Here is a 15,382-nt window from a genome sequence, read left to right as displayed (position 1 = left end):
AAGAAACTCTACTGCTCCTCGGTAGTGGAGTACTTCACGTCGCGGCCGCGTTCAACGGCCACAGTGAGCTTGTTCGAGTCGAAGGCGATGAATCCGTCGGTCACCTCGAACATATGGCGGTCGTTGTCGGGCTCGACCACGGTGACCGTGCCGGACTTGATCACCGTGAGCACCGGCTCGTGGTCCGGCAGGATGCCCATGCCGCCCTCGTAGGCGGGGATGGTCACCGACGTCGCCTCGCCGTGCCACACAGGATGGTCGGCGGCGACGATGTTCACCTTCATGGTGGTCTTTGCCGATTCAGCCATTACGCACCCAGTTCCTTCTGCATGTCATGCCACTTGGCTTCGAGGTCGTCGATGCCACCGATGCCGGAGAACGCCTGCTCCGGGACGTCGTCATACACGCCGTCGCAGATGCGGGTGAAGGCCTCGATGGTCTCGTCGGCCGGCACGTAGGAGCCCGGGCGACCGGTGAACTTCTCGGCCACATAGAAGTTCTGGCCGAGGAACTGCTCAATCTTACGGGCGCGGTTAACAGTGGTCTTATCCTCTTCGCCAAGCTCGTCGATACCGATCAGGGCGATGATGTCCTGCAGCTCCTTGTTACGCTGCAGAATCGCCTTGACGCGGTTCGCGCAGTCGTAGTGCGCCTGGCCCACGTAACGCGGGTCGAGGATGCGGGAGGTGGAGCTCAGCGGATCCACAGCCGGGTAAATACCCTTGGATGCGATATCACGAGAAAGCTCGGTGGTGGCGTCCAAATGGGCGAAGGTCGTGGCCGGGGCCGGATCGGTGTAATCGTCGGCGGGCACGTAGATGGCCTGCAGCGAGGTGATCGAGTGGCCCCGGGTCGAGGTGATGCGCTCCTGAAGCGCACCCATCTCGTCGGCCAGGTTCGGCTGGTAACCCACGGCGGAAGGCATACGGCCCAGCAGGGTGGACACCTCAGAACCGGCCTGCGTGAAGCGGAAGATGTTGTCGATGAACAACAGCACGTCCTGGTTCTGCACGTCGCGGAAGTACTCAGCCATGGTCAGTGCGGTCAGCGGCACGCGCAGACGGGTACCCGGCTGCTCATCCATCTGGCCGAAGACCAGTGCGGTCTTCTCAAGCACGCCGGCTTCGTCCATTTCGCCGATCAGATCGTTACCCTCACGGGTACGCTCACCAACGCCGGCGAACACGGAGACACCGCCGTGGTTCTGCGCCACACGCTGAATCATCTCCTGGATCAGCACGGTCTTACCCACGCCTGCGCCACCGAACAGACCAATCTTGCCGCCCTGCACGTACGGGGTCAGCAGATCAATCACCTTGATGCCGGTTTCGAACATCTGGGTCTTGGATTCCAGCTGATCGAATGCAGGCGGGTTGCGGTGGATGGGCCAACGCTCGGTGACGGTAATCGTCTCATCCGGCTTCTTGTTGAGGATGTTGCCGGACACGTCGAACACGTGACCCTTGGTCACATCGCCCACGGGCACGGAAATCGGCTCGCCAGTGTCGGTCACGGAAGCACCACGCACCAAGCCATCGGTCGGCTTCAGAGCCACGGCGCGCACAGTGGAGTCGCCGAGGTGCTGTTCGACCTCAAGGGTGATGGTGTGGGTGGTTTCGCCCTCTTCCTGCGTGCCGGTGTTGCTCAGCTCGACGGTCAGAGCGTTGTAGATGTCGGGCAGGTGGCCCACCGGGAATTCAACGTCAATAACCGAACCCTGAACGCGGGTGACGCGCCCGTTGGTCGGTTCGAGTCTCGCTTCGGTCTGGTTGTCAGCCATATCGCGTTCCTACTCTTCTTCTTTGTTCAGCGCGTCGGCGCTGCCGATGATTTCGGTAAGTTCCTGGGTGATCGAGGCCTGGCGCGAAGCATTGAGCTGGCGCGTCAGATCATCAATCAGACTGCGAGCGTTGTCAGTTGCCGTATGCATGGCGTTCTGACGGCTCGCGGTTTCGGATGCGGCTGCGGTCAGCAGGCATTCGTGGATACGCGACTGGATGTACTTCGGCAGAATGGCATCCAGCACTTCATCAAGGCTTGGCTCGAAGGCGTACAACGGAGTCACATCGTCCACTGGAATCTCAGATTCCGGCGCGCGATCCGGTGTCTCGTTCTCCACGATTTCGACAGGCAGCATGCGCAGCACGCGCACCTTCTGCACCACCATGTTGATGAACTCGGTGTAGACGATATAGAGTTCGGAGACTCCGCCCTTGTCCGCCGGCTTCATGTAGGCGTCCATCAGGGTGTTGGAAATCGTCTCGGCGATTTCAACGCCGGGCTGGTCGGTGTCACCTTCCCAAGTCGCCGCGATGTCACGGTTGCGGTACTTGTAGTACGTCGAACCGCGACGGCCGTACACGAACAGCTCCGGCTGCTTGCCGTCCGCCTCGAGGCGGGCCAGCAGCATTTCCGTTTCGCGGATGATCGAGGAGGTGTAGGGACCCGCCATACCACGATCCGAGGTGAGGGCGAGCACCGCTACACGCGGATTATGCTCGTCCCTCACCGCAATCGGATGCGTGATATGGGTGTGGGCCACCAACGCTTGCACGGCATCGAAAATCGCATCGGTGTACGGCTTCGCGTTCAGGGCCACGTCGCGGGCCTTGGCGATATGCGAAGACGCGATCATCTCCTGAGCGTTGAAGATCTTCGCCAACGACTCGGTGGAATGGATGCGTGATTTCAATGCGAGTTGCGAGCCCATGGCTTACTTGTCTCCTGCCACGATCGTTTCCTGATCGACCGGGGTGGCCTTGGACACGTCGGGCTTCTTCTCGACCAGCGGCTTGCCGTTGGAGGAGACGAAGGTGGCGCGGAAGGCATCCACGGCCTTAGCGAGGGCAGCCTCGGTGTCGGCGGTGAAGTCCTCGGTCTCACGGATGGTCTTGAGGATGTCGGTGTTGTGCTCGATGTAGTCCAGCAGACCCTGCTCGAAGGGCAGCACGTCCTTCAGATCGAGGTCGTCAAGCTTGCCGTGGGTGCCGGTCCACACGGACACGACTTCCTGCTCCATCGAATAGGGATGGAACTGCGGCTGCTTGAGCAGCTCGGTCAGGTGGGCACCACGGGTCAGCTGCGCCTTGGAGGCCGCATCCAGATCGGAGGCGAACATGGCGAAGCTTTCCAGCGAGCGGTACTGGGCCAGGGAGATCTTCAGCGTGCCGGAGACCTTCTTCAGAGCCTTGGTCTGGGCCGCGCCACCAACTCGGGACACCGAAATGCCCACGTCCACTGCGGGGCGCTGGTTGGCGTTGAACAGATCGGACTGCAGGAAGATCTGGCCGTCGGTGATGGAGATCACGTTGGTCGGGATGTAGGCGGACACATCGTTCGCCTTGGTCTCGACGATCGGCAGACCCGTCATCGAACCGCCGCCGAGGTCGTCGGAGACCTTTGCGCAGCGTTCGAGCAGACGGGAGTGCAGGTAGAACACATCACCCGGGTAGGCTTCACGCCCCGGCGGGCGACGCAGCAGCAGCGAAATCGAGCGGTAGGCTTCGGCCTGCTTGGACAGGTCGTCGAAGACGATCAGCACATGCTTGCCGTTGTACATCCAGTGCTGGCCGATGGCCGAGCCGGTGTAGGGGGCGATGTACTTGAAGCCTGCGGAATCAGAAGCCGGGGAAGCCACGATGGTGGTGTACTCCATAGCACCGGCGTCCTCAAGCGACTGCTTGACGGAGGCGATGGTGGAGCCCTTCTGGCCGACGGCCACGTAGATGCAGCGCACCTGCTTCTTCGGATCGCCGGATTCCCAGTTGGCCTTCTGGTTGATGATGGTATCGATGGCGATGGCCGTCTTACCGGTCTGGCGGTCGCCGATGATGAGCTGACGCTGGCCACGACCAATCGGCGTCATTGCGTCGATGGCCTTCAGGCCGGTCGACATAGGCTCGTCCACCGGGTGACGGTGCATCACATCGGGGGCCTGAGCCTCCAGGATGCGGCGGCCTTCGCTCTTGATCTCGCCCAAGCCGTCGATCGGCTTGCCCAGCGGATCGACCACGCGGCCAAGGTAGCCGTCGCCCACGGGCACGGAGAGCACTTCGCCGGTGCGGCGCACTTCCTGGCCTTCCTCGATGCCTGCGAAGTCGCCGAGGATCACCACGCCGATCTCGCGGGCGTCAAGGTTGAACGCCAGGCCCAGCGTGCCGTCCTCGAAGGTCAGCAGCTCGTTGGCCATGCAACCAGGCAGTCCCGTCACGTGCGCAATGCCGTCGCCGGCCGTGGCGACATAGCCCACCTCTTGGGTGGGAGTGTCGCTCGGCTTGTACGCCTGGACGAAATCGTCCAGCGCCTTGCGTACCGAGGCGGGATCAATGGTGAGTTCTGCCATGATCACTCCTTATTGTTTTCTTGTGTATCCTCCCCTTGCGGGGAGGTGTTCGCCGCAAACGACGGAGAAAAACTCCGTGCGTCAACGGCTAACGCTGTATTCGTCAGGCCTTAGCCTTCACTGTTCGATGCAGATTCTCCAGCTGCGCGACCACCGTATTATCGGTTACTTCGTCGCCCACCTGAATGCGCATGCCGCCCAGAACGGACGGGTCAACCACCGAATTGATGTGGACCGCGCGACCGACCTTCTTGGTATAGATCGCAATCAGCTTCTTGATCTGCTCGTCGCTCAACGGGCTTGCGGTGGTCACGGTGACCATCGACTCGCCCATATGGCGGGAGAACTTGTTGATCAGCCACTGAATGGTGGTCAGGTAGCGGCGGTTCCTCAGATTGCAGGTGGCATGTTCGGCCAAGCGCATGGTGATGGGGTTCAGGTCCTTGCTGGAGAACAGCTCGCGGAACAGCTTGACGCGGGTTTCGCTGGACACCGAAGCATCATAGAGCTTGGAGCGCACCACCGGCAGGTTGAGCAGCGCGGAATGCAGCTGGGCCAGCTCGATGGCGACCTTGAGGGTCTGGTCGGTGGCGTCCGCGTAATACATCATCGCGTCCACGCCGAAATCTTCGACGGCGTTGGCGATATCGGACACGCGGCTCCACTTGCGGCCCACCAGATCGGCCATGATCTCCATGGTCATCGGGTGTGCCTGACCGCCCACGAGGGTGTTAAGCACATCCACCTTGTCCTTAACCGGACGGGATGGATCGGTGAGCGCACGCTCGACCTGGATGTTGTGGTCCAGCAGGCTGGTGAGGGTGAACAGCTCGTTGCCGATGCGCCAGGCCTCCTCGCGCGTATCGCGCAGCTTGGGGGCCAGCGTGTCACGCGATTGCCTGTCGGCTATACGCGATGCTTCTCCTCGCATTGGTCACCTGCCTTTCTTCTGTGCCGTATTTGCCTTCTGTGCCATGGCTCACTTGCCGCTGGTGCTCATATCGTCGATCATCTGATCGATCATCGACGACTGCACGTCGGCGTCCTGAAGCTTGGTTCCAAGAATCTTGCCTGCCAAAGCGGTAGCCAGCACGCCGACCTCGCCCTTGAGCGAGACCAGTGCCTGCTGCTGCTGCGACTCGATGGAACGCTGCGCGTTGGCGGTGATCTGTGCCGCGTCGCTTTCGGCGCGGGAACGGGCATCGGCGATGATATGCGATGCTTCGGCGCGGGCGTCGTCACGGATCTTGGAGGCTTCCACGCGAGCGGTGCTCAGCTGGGCCTCGTACTTCTCCTTGGCGGCGACGGCATCAGCCTGAGCCTGTTCGGCCTTGGCAATGCCACCCTCGATCTTGGCCGCACGCTCATCGAACACGGCTTGGAACTTCGGCATGAAGAACTTGTAGAAGAACACCGCAACGATCAGCAGAATAATCAGCGACCATACGATGTCATAGACCTGGGGGATGAACAGCGCGATGCCGCTTTTTTCACCTTCCGCAATAGTCATGTCGTTCTCCTTTTCTTAAGGCTCTTCCGTGATTCCTAGTTTGCCGGCCGCCTGTTTTCAGCTCCCTGCGCATTCCCTGCACCGTGGTGCGATGGAATGGTTCAGGCGCACGATGCGGCGCCACGGCCTACCGAGGACTCACTGGAAGATGAAGCCTGCCACCAGACCGAGGAGGGCCAGCACCTCGACGAATGCAAGGCCGAGGAACATGAGGGTCTGCAGACGGCCGCCGAGCTCAGGCTGACGAGCGGTGCCCTCGATGGTCTTGCCGATCAGGATGCCCAGACCGATGCCAGGTCCGATGGTGGCCAGGCCGTAGCCAATAGCGTTGAGGTTACCAGCGACCTCGGCGAGGGTGATGATATCCATGGTTTGTCCTTTCTGGGTTTTTCTTCGGTAACGAAGGAAATCTTGTGTTGATCCTTTAGGGCTGTGCGACTTGATTTGTGGTGTAAGCCGCAGGGCCTATTGGATAGTGCGGATTATTCCGCTTCGGGGTAGCTCATATTGATGTATGCAGTGGTCAGCATCGCGAAGATGAAGGCTTGCAGGGCGGCGACGAACGCCTCGAACAGGGTCATGGCGATGCCGGCGGCGAAAGTGCCCACGCCGATGACGGCCATCAGGCTGTGGCTTTCCACCAGGAACAGCTGAGTTGCGGCCAAGCACAGACCAACCATGATATGGCCGGACAGCATGTTGGCGAACAGTCGGATGGTCAGGGAGACCGGACGAATCACCAGCAGCTCAAGCAGCTGAATCGGGGTAAGCAGAATGTAGATCGGAGCGGGAACGCCCTTGGGGAACAGCTCTTCCTTGAGGAATTCGCCGAGGCCCTTCTCACGAATGCCCGCAATCCAATACTGTACGAAGCACCAACCGGCGAATACCAACGGCATCGTGATCGTGGCGGTGGCCGCGATGTTGAAGCCGGGGATGATGCCGCAGATGTTGAATACGAAAATCGTCAGGAACATGGTGGTGATCATCGGCACATAGCGCTTGCCGCGTTCCTCACCCATAACCTGATAGACGATCTGCTCGCGCACGAATTCAAGCACCCATTCCACAGCGGCTTGCCAGCGGCCGGGAATCAGCTTGACGCGGGCGGCGGTCAGACCAAGCACCACCAGCATGATTACCGTGGCGATGACGCGCACCATGATGATGCGGTCCATGGCGAACGGCGTGCCGGGAAAAATAATCTCAGGCAAGAGAAAATCGCCAACGCCGGGCAGTTCCACATCGCCTGAGGCCAGCATGACCCCGGATAGCAGGGTTTCGTTCATTCGCGCGCCTCCTACTTCCTCTTTCTGTAGCTGTCAGTTTATCCCACTACAAGCGAACTATGTGACCAGTTGGTTACGGTCGTCCACCTCGTGGCAATGCCTAGCGAGCATGGGAGGTTGAATACCTCGATGCGACGTTGGGCACTCAACTGCGAATGGCTATCGAGTGATTATTTGCCTTCGGCTCGACAAAGTCAACCGTATGTCGGCGCGTTCCTCATCAGGCGTTCTGCTGCCTTGGTTTGCACGGCGTTTCTTTATGTGAATGTGAGCGCAAACAAACTGGTAAATATGTCACAGAATGCCCAAAAACCGAACAGCTGACGTGTCCACATTGTGGTCATCGCAGATCTTCAAGGGGAAGCTTGCGCGCCCGTGAAGAGTATTGCGTGTTCGCTGCCGATATCGAAGTGACAACTGCGGCATTACCTGCCCAGTCCACATCTGCGCAGAACCTATGGGAGCCCATGCGGCCATTGCCGAACACCCGCCGGGGTCGGCAATACCGTTCAGCCGCGGATCACGCCGTAGCCGTCATGCAGGAACGGCTGGAAATCGTCGCCGCGCGGCCCGCCCGGCTCATGGCGAATCGAACGGTCGGTGCCCAGACGCTTCTGCGCGCGCAGCTGCGGCACTTCCTTGAGGTCGTAGGGCGTGGTCTGATACACCCAGTTCAGCCAGTTGCGCCACAGCAGATTGCCATGCGCACGCCATGAGAACAGCGGCTCGATGCTTGGATCGTCGTGAGGGAAGTAGTTCTTCGGGAACGGCACGTTGGTCATGCCCTTGGCCATATCGCGCTCATATTCTTCGGCAAGCGTGGTTTTGCCGTACTCCCAGTGCCCCAGCGCGAAGACTTCGGAGAAGTCTCGGGTGGCCACCAGCCCAGGGCCGGATTCAGGCCCCCACGTCAACACTTGAAGGTCGGCTTGAGCATTGATGTCGTCTTCGTTCACACCGGCGAGACGGGAGTGCGGCTGCAGCGCGATCTCATCAAAACCATTGGTCAGGAAGCAGTATTCATCCTGCAAATACTGCGGGAACACGCCGAAAATCTTTTCCGGCAAATCGATTTTGCGCACGCCGTAGCGGTAGTACAGCGCGCCCATCGCGCCCCAGCACAGATACATGGTGGAGAACACGTGGGTGGACGCCCAGTCGAGGATGGTCTTGAACTCATCCCAATAATCCACGTCCTCGAACTTGAGATGCTCCACAGGGGCACCGGTGACTACAAAACCGTCGTAGTAGTTATGCTGGAAGGCATCCAGCGTCTCATAGAATTTGACCAGATGATCGGCGGAAACATGCGTGGCCTCGTGCGTGGAGGTCTTCATGAAATCGATCTCCACCTGCAGCGGGCTTTTCGAGATCAGGCGCAGCAGCTGCGTTTCCGTTTCGATTTTCTTCGGCATAAGGTTCAAGATCACCAGTTTGAGCGGCCGCACGCGTTGGCGCTCCGCTTCGGGCTTTTCGAGGGCGAAGATGCGCTCCGAATCGAGGATCTGTCGGGCCGGAAGGCCTCCGGGAATCTTGATAGGCATGGCCCTATTATTAGCCGCACATTGGATAAGAGCGGCTTATGAGCGGTCGGCCGATGCCAGCGCCGACATAACCCGCATACCCGCTCAACGGAATGGTCCAAGACTGGTCGGCCTGTGCCAGCACCGACAAAACACAGCGGAACTTTGCGAGAAACCTGTTCTGCAACACGCATCCTCACGCATCCCCCAACTCGACACGCCGATATCTTGACATATCACCAATCGCGCCTATTGTAGATAGAGCTGTTCAAACGAACAAGCCGACGCGGGGTGGAGCAGCTCGGTAGCTCGCTGGGCTCATAACCCAGAGGTCCATGGTTCAAATCCATGCCCCGCTACCACTGACAGGCTAGGAATCACAACGATTCCTAGCCTGTTTCCGTTTTCGAAGCAATTGGCGCTGAAGCCGTTTCTGGGGTTATAGGGCTGGGTTATAGGCCCAAACCCCATCTGCCGGCCTGCACGGCTGACCTACCAATCGGCACGGTTCGCCTGCCGGCCTGCACGGTTCGCCTGCGAGATTCTCACGTAAGCATGTAACAAAATGACAGGCGAATATAACAAAACAACAGCTTTGCGGCCATTCCTCTCTTTCACATGGATGCTTAACGCCGCATTCAGATCTTCATACACCAGGCAAGCTTGCACAATTCCGCAATCCCCGCCTCCGACAACCAGAAGTGCGGCCCGTACGCGTCCTAGCGCACGGAAAGTCAGGACCAATGCATCCGGCATGTACCGTTCGCTCAATGTCACACTTATTCAGTGCACTGACACACCTACGAAGGCCTATTTGCAATGCTAATTCGCCTTTTGTAGGTGTTCTGATCCAAGTTGCATCACGACCATGGATTGAAAACCGTTGATATTTCAACGTTTTTACGACTACCGTCTCACTGCCGCGGCTCAGACGACACCTACAGAAGCTGATTTAGGTGCCTATTACGCTATCCGTAGGTGTTTGTCTTCATGCAGCAGAACGAAGGACAATTTGAAATCGTTGATATTCCGCGGTTCTTCAAATGCCGTTATTACCAATCCGTATCTCCACACACCTACGAAGGTCGATATATGCCGCTATTTCTGCGTCCGTAGGTGTTTCTTGATACGGCATGGGCCAGGATTAAGGCTCTGGCTACCGGATTCCCCATAGGATTCGTTGCGATAATGATGACAACAGCAGTGGGCCGGAACCGGTGAGGGCTCCGACCCACTGCTTATGGACCGACGACGGTTGGGAACATCAACGAGGAACGGGATAGGGCTCCGCCGACGGTACAGTTTTTGCTGTCAGTCTGGTTACCAACCATTTTCACTAAGCGTCAACCACACTCCTTGCGGTTACCATGCCTTATTGGTGGTTACCAGCGATCCAGCCGCAGATGGCTACCAGCTCTAGTCACCAACTGCGTCGTTTGATAATGATGAGTGTTACGCCGGCAACGATGAGCGAGGCCACCACAATGCCGATCACCAGCATCGCGTCCATGCCCACACCGGTTTTACCCAGCTGTTTGACTCCAGTCGTTTTGACCTTTGCTGTTTTCTCAGGGCCCGTAGTGTCTTCGGGAGACTGAGTATTGGGATCAGGTTCAGGTTCAGGTTCAGGATCAGGTTCAGGATCAGGATCCGGGTCGGGCTCAGGCTCGGGCTCGGGTTCCGGGTCGGGCTCAGGCTCGGGCTCGGGTTCCGGGTCGGGCTCCGGCTCGGGATCGGGATCCGGCTCCGGTTCCGGCTCAGGTTCAGGTTCAGGTTCCGGCTCAGGTTCCGGCTCTGGCTCAGGTTCCGGCTCACACGGATCATCCGGCTCACACGGGTCCGGTTCCGGTTCGCACTCCTTTTCGCATGGATCGGGCTCGCACGGTTCTTCGCATTCCTGCTCGATGGCCCGCGCCCGCTCCCAGCCGTCATCGTATCGGCTGGCCGCAGGCATCACACGGCTGTCGCCGGCGAATTCCCATACGAACACGTACCAACCATGCTTGGGCACCACAATGGAAATCGGATTGCCGTGAGCATCCGGAGCATCGGCACCCACACGATACACACCATTCTTCGCCGGCAAATCCCAGCTACCTACCTTGGTGTGATAGGCATCTTCCTCAGGCACTTCGGCACCTTTGGGCTTATACCGTTCGTCCTTGGAAGCGTCGTCCGGGTCTCCAGCCCACCACAGGCTGACCTTGGCATAGGGGCGATCCGCTTCGAACCCATACTCCTCATTGCCGGCGAAGTCGCCATGGTCGTCGGGGAAGCCAGACACAGTAATCGTGTCACTCAGCTCCGCGCCCACCGTAACCGAATGTTCGGTAATCACCGAGGAGACCTCTGCCATATTGCGATTGCTGGTGGTTTCGGCCACTTCAAGGAAATCCGAAGCATAATCCTGATCCAGATACACCGGAGCGTCGCCCTGCTGTGCATCCCGTTCGATCACCCACACCCAGGTGCCGAAGCCATCATCTTGTTGTGCGAGATATGCGGCTCCCGCATCATTGGCGGCATTCACCTCAACCGTCTGCCCGGGCCCGGTGAACACGGCCGTGCCGTAGGCCTTGGGCTGATAGCCGAGTGATGCAAGCCTGCCGATGAAAGCCTGAGCCGACTCCCCCGCCTCCGGCTTAACAATATTGCCCAACGCACTGTGATGTATGCCGGCATAGTAATATCCTTTCGCTTCAATCGGCAGTCCTTCCAGCCATTGATCATCGGCATTGACCAACCCGCTGGTCACCGTGTCAACCACCGGTTGGCCAGCATCAACCTCCTTGGCAGGCACCGTGGTGCTCACCGATGGCGCGAAATCGCGATGCACTTGGAAGGTGGTAGCCTCACCGCCCACCGAATCATAGGAGTCGAAGGCCAGCAAATCCTGAGTCACATTGTCGTAGCGCTTAACCTGCCCACGCGTGTATTCAATGCTGGCAGTCACTTCGCCATAACCTGTGGCCTGCCAGGCAAACACCTGCGGCTCATTTGTGGAGGTTCCCGACAACGTGGTCTGCCCATTTTCCACAAACGCGGCAGGCCCGCTCAGCGTAACGGTAAAGGGCACACCGGCAATCAGATTGCCGTTGTAATCCTCCACACGAACCTTCACCGAACCGCTGCGCAACGCCACAGCATCGATACGTTCGACAGTGGCCCGTCCAGGCACCTTGCCCTCGGACTCGGCCCAAATCTCACCGGCTCGACTCACAACATTCGGCAACGCGCCAAACACCGAATTGAAATGTTTCTCCCACTGGCCGTCATCGCCGAAATATTCCTGGATGATCACGGCGATCGCGGCATGCGAAACCGTATCCGTTTCGCGATAGTGGTCAAGAATCCAAGCCATGCGTCGTGCTTTTTCGCTGTCCTCGACCGTTTCGGGTGAGCCGATCACCATATCGGTGAGCTTATCTGCCTGGATGCAATAGAATTTGTTACCACTTGAGTCCGAACCTATTACGCCCAGGTAACGCAGCTGCCCGTTATACACATACGAAAGGTATTCGCTTTTGTCGGGTGTGCGCAGCGTTTCCGCACGTGCGGTTTGCGCGGAAATCAGCCCTGCGGCAATCACTATGACCATACTGATGAGCAGTGCCACGATGGCCTTGCCCCTTCGCTGCCATATCGTGTTCATCATCTGTCCTTTCTCTTGGAATTAAGCCCCGCGCAGCGATGCGCGAGTGGTAATGAGCATGGCAGATTTCGCCGTCGCACGGCATGGTTTTTGGGCAATGTGGAGAGAGCTTGCCCGTTGTCGGCGAGTTGTGGATAACTTCGAGTGCAGAGTTATCCACTTGAAGCCGTTTTACGGCCCTTGAGACAAAAGTTATCCACATCGTGCATTCTTCGGTGCCAAGGCTTAGAATGAGCGCTATGGCAGCAATACAAGAAAGCGCGAATACGCGCAATAGCAGTGAACAAAGTAAAGCGCCGAAGCCGCGTAAGACCACGGCTAAGAAAACCACCACGCGTCGCAAACGTGTGGACGCCGAGACGGCCAAGGTCACCAAGGCACTGAGCGGCATGACCGGAGAGGTTCCCGCTCCCACCATTGAGGCAAGTGCGCCCGGCCAGTTTGGCCGTATCAATGTTATGGACATCACCCCCGCTGAAGAGCGCGGCACTTATGCGCCTCGCGTCGAGCTCGGCGAACCGTTTGAGATGACCGCCCAGGTGTTCATCGAAGGTCGCACCAAAGTGGGTGCCACCGCCGTGGTTCGCAATCCTCGCGGACGTGAAACCATGCGTCGCGCCATGACCTGCACCAACCCCGGTCTCGACCGCTGGGCCGTGAGCGTCAAGTGCGGCGAGCACAGTGATCTGAAACCTTGGGAAGACGGCTATGCCGCAGTCAAGCGCCAGCTTGGCGAGTGGACCGTGACCATCGAAGGCTGGGAGGACACTTACATCTCCTGGCTGCGCGACGCCCGCATCAAGGTGCAGGTGAACGACGACGTGGATAATGCGCTGGATTCCGGCGCGGAACTGCTCGCCCGTTGGGCCGTCACCGCAGACGCCAAGCTCAGCGCCCAGGATCGCAAGACCCTGCAGAAGGCCGCTGAGACTATGGCCGATTCCTCGCTGAGTGCTGAGGATCGTCTGGCCGCTGGCGACAATCCGCAGATCGCTCAGCTGCATGACACCCATCCGCTGCGCGACGGCCTGTCGCCCAGCCAGCCGCAGCGTTTCAAGGTGGAGCGCCCGAAGTCCAGCTTCGCCGCATGGTATCAGTTCTTCCCGCGCTCCGAAGGCGCTTATGTGGATCCGAACACCGGTGCCATCGTGCAGGGCACGCTGCAAACCGCGCTGGCGGGTCTCGACCGTGCCGCCGCCGAAGGTTTCGACATCGTCTACCTGCCGCCGATCTTCCCGATCGGCACCACCAACCGTAAGGGCCGCAACAATTCGTTGGTCGCCGGACCGAACGATCCGGGTTCGCCGTTCGGCATCGGCTCTGAGCTCGGTGGCCACGATACCGTCGACCCGCTGCTGGGCACGATGGATGATTTCAAGGCCTTCGTTGCGCGCGCCCATGAGCTGGGCTTGGAAATCGCTCTTGATTTCGCCCTGCAGTGCTCCCCCGACCATCCGTGGGTTAAGCAGCACCCGAACTGGTTCCGCCACAAGCCGGACGGCACCATCGCCTTCGCCGAAAACCCGCCGAAGAAGTATCAGGACATCTATCCGATTGACTTCAACGCCGACATGGCCGGCATTGAAAAGGAAGTCGAGCGGATTATGAACCTGTGGATCGATGCAGGTGTCACCATCTTCCGCATCGATAACCCGCACACCAAGCCGGTGCGTTTCTGGCAGGATGTAATCGCCGCCGTCACCAAGAAGCACCCGGAGGTGCTGTTCTTGGCCGAAGCGTTCACCCGTCCGGGCATGATGCGCGCGCTGAGCTATGTGGGCTTCACCCAGTCGCACTGCTACTTCCCGTGGCGCAACACCAAGGAAGAGCTTGCGGAGTACCTGCCCGTCACCAACGGCGACGATGGCTACTACCAGCACAACACCTTCTGGCCCACCACGCCGGATATCCTCACCGCCTACGTGCGCGACAACGGCATCGCCGGCCACTGCGTGCGCGCGGTGCTGGCCGCCATGGGCTCGCCGTCCTGGGGCATCTACAACGGTTACGAACTGATCGAGAACCGTCAGCGCCCCGGCTTCGAGGAGCAGATCGACAACGAGAAGTACGAAGTCAAGGTGCGCGACTGGGACCAGGCCAAGCAGTTCGGTGTGGCCGAAATGCTCACCGCTCTCAACAAGATTCGTCGTAACCACCCAGCGGCTCTGAGCTACCACAACCTCACCATGCTGGAAACCTCGGATCCGAACATTCTCGCGTTCGCCCGCCACACCCCGGCCGAACTGACCGGCACCGGCAAGGCGGATACGCTGATCGTGGTTGTGAACCTCGATGGGCACAACGCCCATCAGTCGATGGTTCACATCGAGCTGGCCGACCTCGGCCTGCCCACCAACCGCCCGTTCAAGGTGCGCGACGAACTGACCGGCCGCGAATTCCAGTGGGGCTGGGACAACTTCGTCTCGCTTGCCCCGTGGGCTGACGTGGCACACATTTTCAGCGTGCAGTAACCGAGCTCTAATAATGTGTTGTGTGCCGTCGAAGCGTATGTTTCGGCGGCACACAACTGTTAGCACAGCCATTACAACCAGCTTTAAGAAACCTTAATCTGAGTTTGGTCCTCGTCTTCGAATCAACCACATACGCAGGAGCATAGTCCAACAGCCTACGAGACAATGAAGTTTCGCTAGAGAAAAAGCTGCTGTTGGGTTATCAGGAATTCAAGAACCAGCTGTTGAATGTTCCGCACAACCAGTAGGCATTGATACGATGACGACGGAGAGTCAAAAATGTCTGGCGGCGAATAACTCCCGTTATGAATCCCAACAATCTGTCGTATAGCCAATACGAGACCAGCCGCGTGTTCCTGAAACCAACGCCACATGCTGTTTTCTTTTGCTTCCCAACGCCTTCAACCACGCACAGACGCGACAAAACGGCGGAATTCCAACGAAAATCTCTTTTGCCTGCCATTTGCTTCTTGAATTTTCAGAGCAAGTGCAACGGGTGTGAATGATATGGGCCCATGGGTTCCCGATAGCATGGTGTTTGCTTACGACAACCAGACATCGGGAGGGCCCATGGGCCGGTACACCCATCTTACCT

The 15,382-nt window shown here is 58.9% G+C and carries 11 protein-coding genes and 1 tRNA gene; 2 read left to right on the top strand and 10 right to left on the bottom strand.

Annotated elements, in window-relative coordinates:
• Window positions 1-8 precede the first annotated feature (8 nt).
• The 9 genes from G1C95_RS08455 to G1C95_RS08415 all read right to left on the bottom strand — a co-directional run bounded on the left by G1C95_RS08455 (window position 9) and on the right by G1C95_RS08415 (window position 8,685).
• Window positions 9-308: a F0F1 ATP synthase subunit epsilon gene (locus G1C95_RS08455; protein ID WP_169172530.1), complete on the bottom strand. Its 300-nt coding sequence runs from the start codon at window positions 306-308 to the stop codon at window positions 9-11.
• The gene (atpD, locus tag G1C95_RS08450) at window positions 308-1,780 is read right to left on the bottom strand and encodes a F0F1 ATP synthase subunit beta (RefSeq protein ID WP_169172529.1); all 1,473 of its coding nucleotides are present in this window, start codon (window positions 1,778-1,780) and stop codon (window positions 308-310) included. The genes G1C95_RS08455 and atpD overlap by 1 nt, the downstream gene beginning before the upstream one ends.
• Before the next feature lie 9 nt (window positions 1,781-1,789).
• Window positions 1,790-2,710, bottom strand: a complete 921-nt coding sequence (locus G1C95_RS08445) for a F0F1 ATP synthase subunit gamma (protein ID WP_169172528.1) — start codon at window positions 2,708-2,710, stop codon at window positions 1,790-1,792.
• Window positions 2,711-2,713: 3 nt separating this feature from the next.
• The gene (atpA, locus tag G1C95_RS08440; protein ID WP_169172527.1) at window positions 2,714-4,342 is read right to left on the bottom strand and encodes a F0F1 ATP synthase subunit alpha; all 1,629 of its coding nucleotides are present in this window, start codon (window positions 4,340-4,342) and stop codon (window positions 2,714-2,716) included.
• 103 nt (window positions 4,343-4,445) lie between these two features.
• Window positions 4,446-5,273, bottom strand: coding sequence for a F0F1 ATP synthase subunit delta (locus G1C95_RS08435; protein WP_169172526.1), 828 nt, complete (start codon window positions 5,271-5,273; stop codon window positions 4,446-4,448).
• 48 nt (window positions 5,274-5,321) lie between these two features.
• Window positions 5,322-5,852 (bottom strand): F0F1 ATP synthase subunit B, encoded by a 531-nt coding sequence (locus tag G1C95_RS08430; protein WP_169172525.1) that lies wholly within the window; start codon window positions 5,850-5,852, stop codon window positions 5,322-5,324.
• Between the two features lie 138 nt (window positions 5,853-5,990).
• Window positions 5,991-6,221, bottom strand: coding sequence for an ATP synthase F0 subunit C (atpE, locus tag G1C95_RS08425; protein ID WP_169172524.1), 231 nt, complete (start codon window positions 6,219-6,221; stop codon window positions 5,991-5,993).
• A gap of 113 nt (window positions 6,222-6,334) precedes the next feature.
• Window positions 6,335-7,141 carry a F0F1 ATP synthase subunit A gene (gene atpB, locus G1C95_RS08420; RefSeq protein WP_169172523.1) on the bottom strand — a complete coding sequence of 269 codons (807 nt, stop codon included), beginning with the start codon at window positions 7,139-7,141 and terminating at the stop codon, window positions 6,335-6,337.
• Between the two features lie 509 nt (window positions 7,142-7,650).
• Window positions 7,651-8,685, bottom strand: a complete 1,035-nt coding sequence (locus G1C95_RS08415; RefSeq protein ID WP_169172522.1) for a homoserine O-succinyltransferase — start codon at window positions 8,683-8,685, stop codon at window positions 7,651-7,653.
• Between the two features lie 264 nt (window positions 8,686-8,949).
• Between G1C95_RS08415 and G1C95_RS08410 the strand changes: the two genes are divergently transcribed.
• A tRNA-Met gene (locus G1C95_RS08410) sits at window positions 8,950-9,026 on the top strand.
• 1,058 nt (window positions 9,027-10,084) lie between these two features.
• On the opposite strand, the gene G1C95_RS08405 is transcribed toward G1C95_RS08410, so the two are convergent.
• Window positions 10,085-12,319: a cell surface protein gene (locus tag G1C95_RS08405; RefSeq protein ID WP_169172521.1), complete on the bottom strand. Its 2,235-nt coding sequence runs from the start codon at window positions 12,317-12,319 to the stop codon at window positions 10,085-10,087.
• A 236-nt stretch (window positions 12,320-12,555) separates the two neighbouring features.
• Here G1C95_RS08405 and G1C95_RS08400 point away from each other — a divergent pair, with 236 nt between their 5' ends.
• Window positions 12,556-14,787: an alpha-1,4-glucan--maltose-1-phosphate maltosyltransferase gene (locus tag G1C95_RS08400; RefSeq protein ID WP_169172520.1), complete on the top strand. Its 2,232-nt coding sequence runs from the start codon at window positions 12,556-12,558 to the stop codon at window positions 14,785-14,787.
• Window positions 14,788-15,382 lie beyond the last annotated feature (595 nt).

The sequence above is a fragment of the Bifidobacterium oedipodis genome (assembly GCF_012932425.1).
GTDB lineage: Bacteria > Actinomycetota > Actinomycetes > Actinomycetales > Bifidobacteriaceae > Bifidobacterium > Bifidobacterium oedipodis.
The sequence above is the reverse complement of the archived record's forward strand: the minus strand, read 5'-3'. Positions and strand labels throughout refer to the sequence as shown.